General features: G+C 73.0%; 13 protein-coding genes. 8 read left to right on the top strand and 5 right to left on the bottom strand.

All coding sequences use genetic code 11. From position 1 onward, the window contains the following. Nucleotides 1-111 precede the first annotated feature (111 nt). Nucleotides 112-882 (bottom strand): DeoR/GlpR family DNA-binding transcription regulator, encoded by a 771-nt coding sequence (locus tag ACIQOE_RS00540; RefSeq protein WP_351326218.1) that lies wholly within the window; start codon nt 880-882, stop codon nt 112-114. A gap of 458 nt (nt 883-1,340) precedes the next feature. Continuing rightward, nucleotides 1,341-2,150: an NAD-dependent epimerase/dehydratase family protein gene (locus ACIQOE_RS00535; protein ID WP_401408672.1), complete on the bottom strand. Its 810-nt coding sequence runs from the start codon at nt 2,148-2,150 to the stop codon at nt 1,341-1,343. 239 nt (nt 2,151-2,389) lie between these two features. Between ACIQOE_RS00535 and ACIQOE_RS00530 the strand changes: the two genes are divergently transcribed. Together ACIQOE_RS00530 and ACIQOE_RS00525 are read left to right on the top strand one after the other, a co-directional pair. Further along, nucleotides 2,390-3,331 (top strand): 5-dehydro-4-deoxyglucarate dehydratase, encoded by a 942-nt coding sequence (locus ACIQOE_RS00530; RefSeq protein WP_401408669.1) that lies wholly within the window; start codon nt 2,390-2,392, stop codon nt 3,329-3,331. Further along, the gene (locus tag ACIQOE_RS00525; protein ID WP_401408666.1) at nt 3,328-4,503 is read left to right on the top strand and encodes a hypothetical protein; all 1,176 of its coding nucleotides are present in this window, start codon (nt 3,328-3,330) and stop codon (nt 4,501-4,503) included. The genes ACIQOE_RS00530 and ACIQOE_RS00525 overlap by 4 nt, the downstream gene beginning before the upstream one ends. On the opposite strand, the gene ACIQOE_RS00520 is transcribed toward ACIQOE_RS00525, so the two are convergent. Continuing rightward, entirely contained in the window at nt 4,446-5,672 is a 1,227-nt protein-coding gene (locus ACIQOE_RS00520) for an MFS transporter (protein WP_401408663.1), read from the bottom strand. The genes ACIQOE_RS00525 and ACIQOE_RS00520 overlap by 58 nt on opposite strands. 169 nt (nt 5,673-5,841) lie before the next feature. Between ACIQOE_RS00520 and ACIQOE_RS00515 the strand changes: the two genes are divergently transcribed. The 6 genes from ACIQOE_RS00515 to ACIQOE_RS00490 all read left to right on the top strand — a co-directional run bounded on the left by ACIQOE_RS00515 (nt 5,842) and on the right by ACIQOE_RS00490 (nt 12,632). Further along, nucleotides 5,842-6,423, top strand: coding sequence for a TIGR03086 family metal-binding protein (locus ACIQOE_RS00515; RefSeq protein ID WP_365555490.1), 582 nt, complete (start codon nt 5,842-5,844; stop codon nt 6,421-6,423). A 295-nt stretch (nt 6,424-6,718) separates the two neighbouring features. Continuing rightward, entirely contained in the window at nt 6,719-7,423 is a 705-nt protein-coding gene (locus ACIQOE_RS00510; RefSeq protein ID WP_401408659.1) for a GntR family transcriptional regulator, read from the top strand. Then, complete coding sequence (locus ACIQOE_RS00505) at nt 7,420-8,331, top strand: dihydrodipicolinate synthase family protein (RefSeq protein ID WP_401408656.1); 912 nt, start codon at nt 7,420-7,422, stop codon at nt 8,329-8,331. The genes ACIQOE_RS00510 and ACIQOE_RS00505 overlap by 4 nt, the downstream gene beginning before the upstream one ends. Further along, the gene (araD, locus tag ACIQOE_RS00500; RefSeq protein WP_401408653.1) at nt 8,328-10,061 is read left to right on the top strand and encodes an L-arabinonate dehydratase; all 1,734 of its coding nucleotides are present in this window, start codon (nt 8,328-8,330) and stop codon (nt 10,059-10,061) included. The genes ACIQOE_RS00505 and araD overlap by 4 nt, the downstream gene beginning before the upstream one ends. A 151-nt stretch (nt 10,062-10,212) precedes the next feature. Further along, on the top strand, nt 10,213-11,010 hold the full coding sequence (locus ACIQOE_RS00495) for an HAD family acid phosphatase (protein WP_401408650.1): 798 nt from the start codon (nt 10,213-10,215) through the stop codon (nt 11,008-11,010). Between the two features lie 170 nt (nt 11,011-11,180). Further along, a complete protein-coding gene (locus ACIQOE_RS00490; protein WP_401408647.1) occupies nt 11,181-12,632 on the top strand; it encodes an NCS2 family permease in 1,452 nt (483 codons plus the stop codon). Nucleotides 12,633-12,710: 78 nt separating this feature from the next. On the opposite strand, the gene ACIQOE_RS00485 is transcribed toward ACIQOE_RS00490, so the two are convergent. Continuing rightward, nucleotides 12,711-14,168: a penicillin-binding protein 2 gene (locus ACIQOE_RS00485; protein WP_351326198.1), complete on the bottom strand. Its 1,458-nt coding sequence runs from the start codon at nt 14,166-14,168 to the stop codon at nt 12,711-12,713. Nucleotides 14,169-14,249: 81 nt separating this feature from the next. Then, entirely contained in the window at nt 14,250-15,023 is a 774-nt protein-coding gene (locus ACIQOE_RS00480; protein ID WP_351326197.1) for an IclR family transcriptional regulator, read from the bottom strand. Nucleotides 15,024-15,044 lie beyond the last annotated feature (21 nt).

The following is a 15,044-nucleotide window of genomic DNA, read 5'->3' as shown; positions in this document are numbered from 1 at the left end:
TGCTCCTGGAGAACTGATGGGGAGATCTGAGGTACTTATATGGAGATATGGGGCACGCCTGGGTGGGGGAGGTGCCGGTCGGGGAGTGCGGGCGGTCCGGTCGGCCCGGTGTCAGACGCGGAGGATCTGCGGGCCCTGGAGCGAGTAGCGGTGGGCCTCGGAGGCGGGCAGCAGGGTGCTGGTGACGATGGTCTCCAGCTCGCCGATCGCCGCGAACCGGCAGAAGCTGACCGCCCCGAACTTGGTGTGCACGCCGGCGAACACGGTGCGGCGCGCGGCCCGGATCGCCTGCGCCTTCACCTCGCTGACCGCCGGGTCCGGCGTGGTCAGGCCGTGGTCGCGGGAGATGCCGTTGGCGCCGATGTAGGCCAGGTCGATGACGAAGCCGGCGAGCATCTTCGTCGTCCAGTGGTCGACGGTGGCCAGCGTGCCGGAGCGGACCCGGCCGCCGAGCAGCAGCACGGAGACGTTCTCGGCCTCCGCGAGCGCGCCCGCCACCGGCAGGGACGCGGTGACCACGGTCAGCGGCCGGTCCGTGGGCAGCGCCTCGGCGATGAGCTGGGGGGTGAAGCCCTCGTCGACGAAGACGGTCTCCGCGTCGCCCAGCAGTTCGGCGGCCGCGGCCGCGATCCGGCGCTTCTCCGGGACGTGACTGGTCGACCGGAACGCGAGCGTGGTCTCGAAACCGGCGCTCTCCACCGGGTAGGCGCCGCCGTGGGTGCGCCGCACCAGCCCGTGGTCCTCCAGGGCGCGCAGATCGCGTCGGATCGTCTCCTTGGCCACGCCCAGTTCGGCGGCGAGCGCGGTGACGTCCACGGAACCGGTGGTCCGGGCGGCCCGCACGATCTCGCGCTGGCGCTCTTCCGCCGTCCTGGTGTTCATGCCGTCACCCACCTCCCTGTGGAACCGCCCGTTCGGGCCATGGGGGAAGTTGTACCTCCGGTGCACACGGCTGACCAGGCCTGTTGCAAACCCGATGCTGCCCGTATGTGCCCGGTTGTGCCGGGGCGTGCCCGTCTCGGACCTGGGGTGCGGCTGTGCGGGACGTGGGATCGGGCATGATCCGTGCCCGAATGCGGCGGCGGGGGGGGCCCGGGGGGGGCCCCCCCCCCCCCCCCCCGGGGGGGGCCGCGGGGGGAGTACGGCCACAGCGGCGGGTCGTTGTAGACGCGGCCGCCCAGGGGGGTGTGGGGGGGGGTGTGGGGGGGGGGCGCGGGGCGGGGGGGGGGGGGGGGGGGGGGGGGGGGTGGGGGGGTGGTGGCGGGGGGCGGCTGGGGGGGGGGGGGGGGGGGGCGGGGGGGGGCCCCCCCCCCCCGCCGCGCGAGGTGTCTTCCGCGGTGTCAGTACGGCCAGATCGGCGGGTCGTTGACGAAGCGGCCGCCCAGGTGGGTGTGGGCCGGGTTGTGCGGGTCCAGCTCGCCGTGCTCGGCGATCAGCTTCGCGGCGAACCGCTCCGAGTCGTCCTGCGGTTCGTAGCCGAGCGCCCTGGCGCCGGTCAGGTCCCACCACAGGCGGGTGTTGGCGGAGGACCCGTAGACGACGGTGTGGCCGACCTCCTCGGCGGTCAGGGCCGCGTGGAAGAGGCGGGCGCCGTCGGCGGGGCTCATCCACACCGAGAGCATGCGCACGTCGGCGGGCTCGGCGAAGCAGGAGCCGATCCGGACGGAGACGGTCTCCAGGCCGTGCCGGTCCCAGTAGAGCTGGGCGAGATCCTCGCCGAAGGACTTGGACAGGCCGTAGAAGGTGTCCGGGCGGCGCGGCGTGTCCGCCGGGATGAGCGGGTCGCCTGCGCGCGGGGCCGGGGTGTAGCCGACGGCGTGGTTGGAGGAGGCGAAGACGACGCGCGGCACGCCGGCCTCGCGGGCGGCCTCGTAGAGGTGGTAGGTGCCCTCGATGTTCGAGCGCAGGATCTTCTCGAAGGGCGCCTCCAGGGAGATCCCCGCGAGGTGCAGGACCGCGTCCACGTCGCGTACCGCCTCCCGCAGCGCGTCCCGGTCGCCGAGGTCGGCGGTGATCGCGTCGGGCTCGCCGTCGATCGGCCGGACGTCGAAGAGGCGCAGGTCGTAGCCGTACTCCGGGAGCAGGGAGCGCATCAGGGTGCCGAGCCCGCCTGCGGCGCCGGTGAGCAGTAGCGTGCGGGGAGTGGGCATCCGCGTCTCCTAGGTCGGCGTCCTCCGGCCGGGCCAGGAGGTCTCATCCTTGTCTGTCATTCACATGCATGGACACGCTAGGGAGATGCGGCATACCGCGTCAAGTGTGCCGTGGAGTGCGGTAATTCGCTCGTATGTTGGTCGTTTGCCTCCTTGACCGACGCGGAGCGGGCCTCGTAACGTGGCCACGTTCATGAATATGGACACTGATCAGACACATGCATCAACAGGGAGCGCCCGTGACGCCAGCCCCTCTCGCCGCACGCCTCCGTGACCCGCGCGGGCCGCTCTTCTTCCCCGTCACGGCCTACCGCCCCGACGGCTCCCTCGACCTCGACGTCTACCGCGAGCACGTGCGCCGCGGCGTCGAGGCCGGTGCGGCGGCCGTGTTCGCCTGCTGCGGCACCGGGGAGTTCCACGCGCTGCTGCCCGAGGAGTTCGAGGCCTGCGTGGGTGCGGCCGTGGCGGCCACCGGGGGACGGGTGCCGGTGATCGCCGGTGCCGGTTACGGCACCGCGCTCGCCGTGCGCTACGCGCGTCTCGCCGCGGCCGCGGGCGCCGACGGCCTGCTCGCCATGCCGCCCTACCTGGTGGTCCCGGGACAGGAGGGCCTGCTGCGCCACTACCGGGAGGTGGCCGCGGCGACCGCTCTCCCGGTGATCGTCTACCAGCGGGACAACGCGGTGTTCACCCCGTCCACGGTCGTCGAACTCGCCCGCACCGAAGGCGTGATGGGCTTCAAGGACGGCCTCGGCGACCTGGACCTGATGCAGCGCGTCGTCAGCGCCGTACGCACCGAGGTCCCCGGCGACTTCCTCTACTTCAACGGCCTGCCCACCGCCGAACAGACCCAGCTCGCCTACCGGGCCATCGGCATCTCCCTCTACTCCTCCGCCGTCTTCTGCTTCGTCCCCGAGATCGCCCTCGCCTTCCACGCCGCCCTGCGCGCGGAGGACCGGCCGACGGTGGAACGCCTGCTGGACGGCTTCTACCGCCCGTTCGTCGAACTGCGCGCCCAGGGCCGCGGCTACGCCGTCTCCCTGGTCAAGGCCGGCGTGCGGCTGCGCGGCCTGGACGTCGGCGAGGTCCGGCCCCCGCTGCACGAGCCCGGCGAGGACCACGTCAAACAGCTCGCCCAGCTCATCGAGCGCGGGTACGCGCTGCTGGAGGAGGGCGCGTGACGGCGCGGGAGCGGCCGAGCGCGTCGGCGTTCGTCTACCCCTGGGACGTGAACGGGGACCCGCGGGCCCCGGAGCGCATCGCCGCGCTCGGCGTGCGGCAGGCGACCCTCGCCTCCGCGTACCACTCCACCCGCGCGCTGACCCCGCGCCATCCGCGCCACCGCATCGTCACCGCCCGGTACGCGGCGGTCTACTACCCGGCGGGCGAGCGCTGGGCGGGCCGCGCCCTCCGCCCGTACCAGGCGGGCGACTGGGCCTCGGGCGACGCCTACGCGGAGGCGGCCGAGGCTCTGGCAGGCGCCGGGCTCGACGTCCACACCTGGGTGATCCTCGCGCACAGCTCCCGGCTGGGCGCCGAGCACCCGGAGACCTCGGTCGTCAACGCCTACGGCGACCGCTATCCCTGGGCCCCCTGCATCGCCCAGCCCGCCACGCGCGCGTACCTGACCGACCTCGCCGCCGAGGCCGCCGTCCGCCCCGGCGCGGCCGGCACCGAACTGGAGTCCCTCGGCTGGTACGGCCTCCAGCACCTGCACGCCCACGACAAGACCGCGGGCGTCGGCCTCGGCGACGCCGGCCAGTACCTCATGGCCCTATGCTTCTGCCCGGACTGCCGGGACGGGTACGGCGGCCAGGGCCTGGACGCCGACGAGCTGGCCGCCGCCGTCCGCCGGGCCCTGGAGCCGCTGTGGCGGGGCACGGCGCAGGACGAAGGGTGGCCGACGGTCGAGAAGTCGCTCGGCGGGACGGTGGCGGCGGCCACCCGCGCCTGGCGCGACGGGCGGGCCCGCACGCTCCAGGAGGCGGCCGTGGCCGCGGTCCGCGCGGCGGCCCCCGACGGCTTCCAGGTGCTGCTGCACGCCGACCCGGTGGCCTACCACTGCGGCGCCAACGCGGGCGTGGACCCGGCGCACGTGCTGTCGGTCGCGGACGGCGTCGTGGTGCCCTGCGCGGGCGGCACGGACCTGCTCGCGCCCTTCGCGGAGCACGCCCGCGCCGACACCGTCCTGGCCGCCAACTTCACGGTGGTCTCCGGGATGGGCGGCAGCCCCGGCACGCTGGCGGCCGACGCGGCCCGCGCCCGGGAGCTGGGGGCCACCGAACTGCGGCTCTATCACGCAGGGTTGGCGTCCGACGCCGATCTGGCGGCGGTGCGCGCGGCCCTGCGCTGACCCAGTGCCGCCGCGGTGGCCAGCAGCGCGCCGCCGAGGACCGGCAGCAGCAGCCGGTGGTCGACGAGTTCCACCAGGGCGGCGCCGAGCACCAGACCGAGCACGTTCGGCGTGAACATCAGCGTGTCGGCGGTCGCGGAGGCCCGCCCGAGCGCCGCCGCCGGGATCTCCCGCTGCACGGCGGTGCCCGCGGCGATGAGCACGCACGGCAGCCCGAGCCCGGCCGCCGCGCCGCACGCCAGCACCACCGCGTCGTACGGCAGGGCCCGCGCCGCCGTCGCGATCCCGGTCAGCGCGATGCCGTACGCGGCGAACCGGCGCTCCCCGAGCCGCCGCAGCGCGGGCCCGCAGAGCAGCCCGGCCACCACCGAGCCGGCGCCCTGGGCGGCGTACATCACGCCCGTCCAGGCGGGCGCGCGGCCGAGCGCGTCCACCACCGCGTAGTTCAGGCTGCTGCCCAGCGAGGCGAGACACATCGTGGCGCCGCCGGCGCACACCAGCGGACGCAGCACCGGGTGCCCCCACACCAGCCGGACACCCTCGGCGGTCTCCCGCCGCCGGCTCCCGCGGACCGGCCGCGGGCGTTCCTCGCGCACCCGCAGCAGCGCGCACACGCCCGCCGCCAGCACGAAGGTGCCGGCGTCCAGCAGCGCCACGCCCGGCCCGCCGTACGCCGTGTACAGCGCGGCGCCGGTCGGCGGGGCGACCAGTTTCATGCCCTCGCGCGCGGCCGTCCGCAGCCCGTTGAAGTCACCGAGGAGGGCCGGGTCGACGGCGGCGGCCACCAGGGCGGAGCCGGCCGCATCCGCCACGACGCCGGCCGCGCCGTAGAGGACCAGGACGGTGAACAGGAGCGGGACCGAGCCCGGTGAGCCGACCGCGCACAGGGGCAGCAGGAGGACGGCGAGGGCGAGGTTCAGGCGGACGAGCAGGGGTTTGCGGCGGACGCGGTCGGCGAGGGTGCCGAGGGCGGGGCCGAGCACGGTGGGGGTCCACAGCGCGGCGGTGCACAGCGCGGCGAGGCCGTCGGAACCGGTGAGGTCCTTGACCCAGACGCCCGACACCAGCCAGAGCGCGGAACTGCCGAAGCCGGACACCACGACACCGGTGAGACAGAGGGCGGCCTCGCGGTCACGGAGCAGCCGGGTCACGGTCCATGAGGTGGTCATGTCCGGTCATCGTGGCCCTGAGGCGGGGCCGTCGGGATCGGGAGGATGCCTTAGACGGAGGACGGCACAACCGGGCGCGGACCGGCCGGCGTAGGGCGATGAGTTTCCGGACGCCGTGAGGTCTGCCTCCCCGACGGAGATCTCTGGAACGGACGGGAAGGCGGCCGCGATGACCGGCAGCACCATGATCGACCTCGGCCCGCAGGCGCGGATCGTGGCGGCGCTCGCGCAGCGGGTGACGGACGAACAGCTCACGGCGGCCACTCCGTGTCCCGACTACGCGGTCCGCCACCTGCTGGGCCATGTGGCCGGGCTCTCGGTGGCCTTCCGGGACGCGGCCCGCAAGGACCTCGGCACCACCACCGACGGCAGCCCCGGCGCCGCCCTGCCGGACCTGGACCCGGCGTGGCGGCGGGAACTGCCCGCGGCGCTCGACGCCCTGGCCGAGGCCTGGCGGGACCCGTCCGCGTGGGGCGGGAGCACCCGGGCGGGCGGGATCGACCTGCCGGGCGAGGTGGCCGCGGCGGTCGTCGCCGACGAACTGGTCGTGCACGGCTGGGACCTGGCCCGCGCCACCGGCCAGGAGTACACCCCGGACCCGGAGGCGCTGCGGGCGGCGCACGGCTTCCTGCGGGCCGCCGCGCAGGCCGACCGGGGCCCCTTCGGTCCGCTGGTGCCGGTGCCGGAGAGCGCGCCGCTGCTGGAGCGGACGCTCGGGCTGAGCGGCCGCGACCCCGGCTGGAAGCCCTGACGGGACCGGGCCCGCAGCCCTGGACGCGGGCTCGGCGCCGCCGGGGGAACGCCCGTGTCCGGGCCGGGCGGTGGGCGCCCGGCCCCGGCGGTGTGACGCGCGAGGGGGAGACCGGGCGTCCGTGCACCGGTGGCGCGGCTCCCGGGGTCGTCGGTGCCGGAGGCATTGACGGAACCCGGCCGTCCTCCTACCGTCGTCCGCGGCGTCTTTCATATCTCATATATGAGACGCGCCGCGCGAGACCAGGTGCGCCGGACCGCCTCACCGGGCCGGCAGGTGACGTCGGGAGTCCCGCATGACCTCCGTACCTCCGCCGGTCCCGGCGCCTCCGCCGAGCCCGCCGATCCCGCCGATCCCGCCGATCCCGTCCCGGACGGAGTACGTGCTGGACGCGATCAGGCACGACATCCTGACCGGCCGGCTGACGCCCGGCCGGGCCCTGGTGGAGACCGAACTGGCGGCCCGGTTCGGGGTGTCCAAGACCCCCGTGCGGGAGGCCCTCAAGACCCTCGCCGGGACAGGGCTGGTCCTGATGAGCCCGTACAAGGGCGTCACCGTGCGCACGGTGGACGCCGGCATGGCGCACGAGGTCTACGACGTACGGCTCCTGCTGGAACCCGAGGCGCTGCGCCGGGCCGTCCGGGCCGGCGCCCCTCTGGACGCAGCCCGCGAGGCCCTCGCCCGCGCCGACGAGGCCGCCGACCCGGCCGAACGCTCCCTCGCCAACCGGGACTTCCACCGCGCCCTCTACCTCCCGTGCGGCAACCCGCTGCTCGCCCGGATGCTCGACGAGGTCCGCGACCAGGCCGCCCTCGTCGCCGCCGTCGCCTGGGCCGCCTCGCCGTCCTGGGCACGGGAGGCGGACGAGCACCGCGCGATCCTGCGGCTGGCCCTGGCGGGCGACGCCGACGGCGCCGCCGGTGCCCTGCACGCCCACATCGCCTCCTTCGTCGAGCGCGCGTACCCCGAGGTCCGGACGGCGGAAGGACGACAGGCGTGAACGGCACGACGTCCGAGACCCGGCGGGCGGCCCTGGCCGGCGTGGTGGCCATCCCGGTGACCCCCTTCGCCGCGGACGGCAGCGTCGACCGGGCGGCGCACCGGGTCCTGCTGCGCCGCCTCCTCGACGCCGGCATCCGCACCCTCACCCCCAACGGCAACACCGGCGAGTTCTACGCCCTCACCCCCGAGGAACGGCGGCTCGTCACCGAGCTGACCGTGCAGGAGGCCGGGGAGCGGGCCGTGGTCCTCGCCGGGGTCGGCCACGACGTGCCGACCGCGATCGCCTCCGCCCGGCACGCGCGCGCGTGCGGCGCGGCCATGGTGATGGTCCATCAGCCCGTGCATCCCTACGTCTCGCACGGCGGCTGGTTCGACTACCACCGTGCCGTCGCCGAGTCGGTGCCCGACCTGGGCGTCGTGCCCTACGTCCGCGACGCCGGCCTCCTCGGGGGCCGGCTCGCCGAACTCGCCGACGCCTGCCCGAACGTGATCGGCGTCAAGTACGCGGTCCCGGACGCCGCCAGGTTCGCCGCGTTCGCGCGGGACGCCGGGCTCGGCCGCTTCGTCTGGGTCGCCGGGCTCGCCGAGCCCTACGCGCCGTCCTACTTCTCGGCCGGCGCCACCGGATTCACCTCCGGCCTGGTGAACGTCGCCCCGGCCCTCTCGCTGGACATGATCGAGGCGCTCAGGTCCGGCGACTTCCCGGCCGCGATGAGGGTCTGGGAGCAGGTCCGCCGCTTCGAGGAGCTGCGCGCGGCCGACGGCTCCGCCGACAACGTCACCGTCGTCAAGGAGGCCCTGGCCTCCCTCGGCCTGTGCCGCCGCGACGTCCGCCCGCCCAGCAGGCAACTGCCCGCGGAGCGGCGCGCCGAGGTCGCCGGGATCGTCCGCGGGTGGTCCCGGTGAACGCGCCCCGCAAGCGGCCCGAGGACCTCCGCAGCCACCAGTGGTACGGCACCGAGGGCCTGCGCTCCTTCAGCCACCGCGCCCGCACCCGCCAGCTCGGCTACCTCCCCGAGGAACATCTCGGCAAGCCGGTCGTCGCGATCCTCAACACCTGGTCGGACATCAATCCCTGTCATGCGCACCTGCGTGACCGGGCGCAGGCCGTCAAGCGGGGTGTCTGGCAGGCCGGCGGCTTCCCGCTGGAGTTCCCGGTCGCCACCCTCTCCGAGACCTTCCAGAAGCCGACGCCCATGCTCTACCGCAATCTCCTCGCCATGGAGACCGAGGAGCTGCTGCGGTCCTATCCGGTGGACGGGGCCGTGCTCATGGGCGGCTGCGACAAGTCGACCCCCGCCCTCCTCATGGGCGCCGCCTCCGTCGACCTGCCGGCGGTCTTCGTGCCCGCGGGACCGATGCTCCCCGGACACTGGCGGGGCGAGACCCTCGGCTCCGGCACCGACATGTGGAAGTACTGGGACGACCGGCGCGCGGGGCTCATCGGCGACTGCGAGATGGCGGAACTGGAGAGCGGGCTGGCCCGTTCGCCCGGACACTGCATGACCATGGGCACGGCCTCGACGCTGACCGCCGCCGCCGAGGCGCTCGGCGTGACGGTGCCGGGCGCGTCCAGCATCCCGGCGGTGGACTCGGGGCACGACCGGATGGCGGCGGGGGCCGGGATGCGGATCGTCGAACTCGTCCACCGGGACCGGCGGCTCTCCGCCATCCTCACCGCCGACGCCTTCCAGGACGCGGTGACGACCGTGCTCGGCCTCGGCGGCTCCACCAACGCCGTCATCCACCTCATCGCCATGGCCGGCCGGGCGGGCGTGCGGCTCACCCTGGACGACTTCGACCGCACCGCCCGCACCGTGCCCGTGCTCGCCGACGTCCGGCCGGGCGGCCGGCGGTACCTCATGGAGGACTTCCACTTCGCGGGCGGTCTGCCGGGTTTCCTCTCCCGCATCCCCGACCTGCTCCACCTCGACCGGCCCACGGTGTGCCACGACACCTACCGCGAGCAGCTGGCCGGTGCCCGGGTGCACGACGACGACGTCATCAGGACGCGCGACAACCCGGTGGCCGCCGAGGGCGGGGTCGCGGTGCTGCGCGGCAACCTCTGCCCGGACGGCGCCGTCATCAAGCACATCGCCGCCGAACCGCGGCTGCTGCGGCACACCGGTCCCGCCGTCGTCTTCGACGACTACCGGACCATGCAGCGCACCATCGACGACCCGGCGCTCGGCATCACCGCCGACAGCGTGCTGGTGCTGCGCAACGCGGGGCCGAGGGGCGGCCCCGGCATGCCCGAGTACGGGATGCTGCCGATCCCCGGCCGCCTGCTGGAGCAGGGCGTGCGCGACATGGTGCGGATCTCCGACGCCCGGATGAGCGGCACGAGTTACGGCGCCTGCGTCCTGCACGTCGCGCCCGAGTCGTACGTCGGCGGCCCGCTCGCCCTGGTCCGCACCGGGGACCTGGTCACCCTGGACGTCGCGGCCCGCAGCCTGCGGGTCGAGGTGGACGACGCGGAACTGGCGCGGCGCCGGGCCGCGTGGACGCCTCCGCCCGCGCGCCACCGGCGCGGCTACGGCGCTCTCTACGACGAGCAGGTCACGCAGGCCGACACCGGCTGCGACTTCGCGTTCCTGGCCCGGCCGGGCGAGATCCCGGACCCGTACGCGGGCTGACCGCGACCGCGTGCCCGCGCGGACGGGGCCGCCGGGCCGGATCCGGAACCGTTCCCTCCAAGGCGCTTGACCCGTTTTTTGCCCGTGGATGAGGTATCGATCGGGCAACGGGACTCGCGCCCGCCAGGGTGACGCGCGTAGAACTCCTGTCATGCATAAGTCACTTCGGATCGCGGCGCTCACCGCCGCCTGCACGGTCGCCGCCGGTGCCCTCTACGGCGCCGGTGCCGCCACCGCCGGCCAGTCGACGGCGAACTCCACCCGTGAGCCGTACAACATCGGGCTCCTGGTGAAGGACATCGACACCTACTACGGCACCGCCGCGGACGCCGACGGTGTCTACCAGGCGTCGCCGACCAGCCAGTACGCCAAGGACCTGGCGCGCCTGGACAAGGACGCCGAGCGGTACGTCGACCGGGCCGCGCGCAAGGCCCACCGCAAGGGCGAGAAGCCCGCGGTCGTCTTCGACATCGACGACACGCTGCTGCTCAGCCTCGACTACGAGAAGCGCTACAACTACACCTACAACTCGGCCACCTGGGCGGCCTACGTCAACAGGGCCGACCGCCCCGGCGTCTTCGGCAGCGCCGAACTGGTCCGCTACGCCCAGCAGAAGGGCGTCGAGGTCTTCTACAACTCCGGCCTCAACGAGGCGCAGCGCACCGCCGCCGTCGAGAACCTGAAGAAGATCGGCGCCGACGTGAACCTCGACGCCGGGCACATGTTCCTGAAGGACGCGGCCAACCCGCCGTCGTACCTCAGCGGTTGCGCCACGCCGGGCAGCTGGACCTGCACGACCGTGCAGTACAAGTCCGGCACCCGCAGGCACATCGAGAAGGACCTCGGGTACGACATCATCGCCAACTTCGGCGACCAGTACTCGGACCTGGACGGCGGCCACGCGGACCGCACGTACAAGCTCCCGAACCCGACGTACTTCGTGTCGTAGCCGGCGACGACGGGCCGGGGCACCGCCCCCGGCCCGTCCCGCTCTCCTCGTCGCGCGATTCCGTACCGCCGGGCGATTCCGTAACACGGAGAAAACCTGAAACCGGTTGAACGCGGGAACAATCCAGCCAGCATCCGCACACGATCGCTCAGGCAACGAGGAGTACGACCATGTCCGAGTCGCAGAAGGTGGACGAGCGGCAGGGTGCCGCGCCACCTGCCGGGAACACCGTGGACCGGTTCTTCAAGATCTCCGCACGGGGGTCCACCTTCGGCCGGGAGATACGCGGCGGCTTCGCCACGTTCTTCACCATGGCCTACATCCTGGTGCTGAACCCCATCATCCTCGGCAGCGCCGAGGACAAGTTCGGGCACACCCTCGACACCGGCCAACTCGTCACCGCCACCGCGCTGGTGGCCTGCGTGATGACGGTCATCATGGGGGTCGGCGGCAACCTGCCGCTGGCCATCGCCGCCGGGCTCGGCCTCAACGCCGTCGTGGCCTTCCAGCTGGCGCCGCTGATGAGCTGGTCCGACGCGATGGGCCTGGTCGTCCTCGAAGGCATCCTGATCTGCGTGCTGGTGGTGACCGGACTGCGGGAAGCGATCATGAACGCCATCCCGCAGCCGATGAAGCAGGCGATCGGGGTCGGCATCGGCCTGTTCATCGCCTTCATCGGCTTCGTCGACGCCGGGTTCGTCAGCCGGATCCCGGACGCCGCGAACACCACCGTTCCGGTGCAGCTGGGCGCCGTGGGCCGGCTGACCGGCTGGCCCGTACTGGTCTTCTGTCTTGGCGTGCTCCTGACCATCGCGCTGATCGCCCGCAAGGTGAAGGGCGCCATCCTGATCAGCATCGTCACCATGACCGTCGTGGCGATCGTCATCGACTCGGTCGCCGACATCAAGAGCTGGGGCCTGACCACGCCGAAGGTCCCCGACAAGATCGTCGCCACCCCGGACTTCGGACTCCTCGGCCACTTCAGCCTGTTCGGCGGCTTCGCCGAGGCCGGTGTCCTCACCGCCGTCCTGCTGGTCTTCACGCTGATCCTGTCCGACTTCTTCGACGCCATGGGCACGATCGTCGGCATCAGCGCGGAGGCCGGGCTGCTGGACGAGAAGGGGCAGGTGCCCGGCATCGGGCGGGTGCTGTTCATCGACGGCGCCGCGGCGGTGGCCGGCGGTGTGGGCTCGGCCTCCTCCAACACGGCGTACATCGAGTCGGCGGCGGGCGTGGGCGAGGGGGCGCGCACCGGCTTCGCCAACCTGATCACCGGCGGGCTGTTCGGACTCGCGCTCTTCCTGACCCCGCTGCTGACGATCGTGCCGCTCCAGGCGGCGGCGCCGGCGCTGATCGCCGTCGGCTTCCTGATGATGACCCACGTCAAGCACATCGACTGGGACAGGTACGAGATCGCCGTTCCGGCGTTCCTGACGATCGCCGCGATGCCGTTCACCTACTCGATCACCGACGGCATCGGGGCCGGATTCCTGGCGTACGTGGTGATCAAGGCGGTGCTGGGCAAGGCCAGGGAGGTCAACTGGCTGCTGTGGGCGGTCTCCGCGCTGTTCCTGGTGTACTTCGCGATCGATCCGGTGGAGCAGGTCCTGGGCGTGAAGTAGGGCGCCCCGCACGGGGCGCCGGGGGAGGAGCCGCGATCGGCCACGGCACGGGCCGTGGCCGATCGCGCGGAGAACCCCTCAGTTCTTCAGCGCCGCCTGCATCATCGCCTTGGCCACCGGCGCGGCCAGGCCGTTGCCGCTGACCTCCGACCGCGCGGCGTCCGACTGCTCGACCATCACCGCCACGGCGACCTCCTTGCCGGTGCTGTCGGACTTGCCGTACGAGGTGAACCAGGCGTACGGCGTCTTGCTGTTGTTCTCGCCGTGCTGGGCCGTGCCGGTCTTGCCGCCCACGGTGACGCCGTCGATGCGCGCGTTCGTGCCCGTGCCCTGCTCGATGACCGTCTGCATCGCGGACTGGAGCTGCTCGGCCGTCGTGGAGCTGACGATCTCCTTGCTGTCCGTGGTGTCGTCGTAGTTCTGGAGCACGTCGCCGCCGCTGTCGGTGACCTGGGACACCATGTGCGGCGAGACCAGCTTGCCGCCGTTGGCGATGGCGGCCGACACCATGGCCATCTGGAGCGGGGTCGCCGTGACGTCGAACTGGCCGATGCCGGACAGCGCGGTCTGCGCCTTGTCCATGTCCTTGGGGTAGGAGCTGGCAAAGGCCCGAACCGGCACGTCCTGCTGCTCGTCGTCGAAGCCGAACTTCTCGGCCATCGCCCGCACCTTGTCCTGGCCCAGGTCGACGGCCATCTTGCCGAAGACGTTGTTGCAGGAGTACTGGAGGGCGACCCGGATCGGGGCGTTCTCGCAGGGCGCGGAAGTGCTCTCGTTCCTCAGCGGGGTCGTGGTGCCCGGCAGGGTGTACGGGATGGGGCTGTCCGTCTTCACGTCCACGTTCCCGTAGAGCCCGTCCTCCAGTGCGGCCGCCGCGACCACCAGCTTGAACGTGGAACCCGGCGGCAGCGGCTGGCGCAGCGCCCGGTTGGTGAGCGGCTTGTCCTGGTCGCCGAGCAGCGACTTCCAGGCCGAGCCGGCGGTGTTCGCGTCGGTCAGCGAGTCCGGGCTGTACGACGGGGTGGAGACGACCGCCAGGATCCTGCCGGTCTTCGGGTCGATCGCGACCGCCCCGCCCTTCTTGTCGCCGAGCGTGCGGTAGCCGGCCTTCTGGACGTCCGGATCGATGGTGGTGATCACGTTGCCCGGGGCCGCGCGCTCCCCGGTGACGGTGTCCATGACCGACTTGAGCCGGTTGTCGGTGCCGTTGAGCAGATCCTGGTAGATGCCCTCCAACTGGGTCGGGGCGAACGCCTGCGAGGCGTAGCCCGTCACCGCCGCGTACAGCTTGCCGGCGGTGTAGGTGCGCTTGTACGCGAGGTCGCTGCCCGAAGTCCGTGCCGAGCCGGTGATCGAACTGCCGGCCACGACGATGTTGCCGAGCGGCTGCGAGTACGTCTGGATCGCGTTCCGCCGGTTTTTCGTGTCTTCCGCGAGGGCCTTGCCGTCGTAGAACTGCAGCCATGTCGCCCTGCCCAGCAGGGCGAGCACCAGCAGCAGCACGAAGACGGACGCCCGCCTGATCGTCTTGTTCATTCCGTTCGGACAGACGAGCGAAGACGGGTGGTCCGTTCCCGTGCGGGCGGAATTCTCATCGCCCGTTCATGCGGACACGGCCTAGAGGCGGCGGGTGGCCAGGGTCAGACGGTCCCGGGCGTCGAACAGCGCGTCCTTGATCATCTGCTCGTGGGCGGGCGTGAGGCGGGCCACCGGGACCGAGCAGCTGATCGCGTCGCGGGCCGGGGTGCGGTAGGGGATCGCCACCCCGAAGCAGCGCAGGCCGAGCGTGTTCTCCTCGCGGTCGATCGCGAAGCCCTGGTCGCGGATCTGGTGGAGCTCCTCGATGAGCTTCTCGCGGTCCGTGAGGGTGTGCTCGGTGAGCGCCGGGAGGGTCTCCGGGAGCAGCTTGCGCACCTGCTCGTCGGTGTGCGTGGCCAGCAGCGCCTTGCCGAGGGAGGTGGAGTGCGCGGGGAGCCTGCGGCCGACCCGGGTGAAGGGGCGCAGGTAGTGCTGGGACTGGCGGGTGGCCAGGTAGACCACGTTCGTGCCGTCAAGGCGCGCCAGGTGGATGGTCTCCGTGGTGTCGTCGGAGAGCCGGTCCAGGGTCGGACGGGCCGCCGCGACCACCTCGTCGCCGTCGATGTACGAGGTGCCGACCAGCAGCGCCCGGACCCCGATGCCGTACCGGGTGCCGGTCGCGTCGGTCTCCACCCAGCCGAGCTCCACGAGCGTGCGCAGCAGCATGTAGAGGCTGGACTTGGGGTAGCCCACCGCCTCCTGGACCGCCGCGAGGGAGTGCATACCGGGCCGGCCGGCGAAGTACTCGAGCAACTCCACCGTCCGCACCGCGGACTTGACCTGTGCCCCGCCGCCTGTCTCGCCTGCCGACATCGCCCTTGACCCCTTCGTTGG

This window comes from Streptomyces sp. NPDC091282, from assembly GCF_044757385.1.
Taxonomy (GTDB): domain Bacteria; phylum Actinomycetota; class Actinomycetes; order Streptomycetales; family Streptomycetaceae; genus Streptomyces; species Streptomyces gramineus.
Note: the sequence above shows the minus strand (reverse complement) of the source record. Positions and strands in the feature narration are given on the sequence as shown.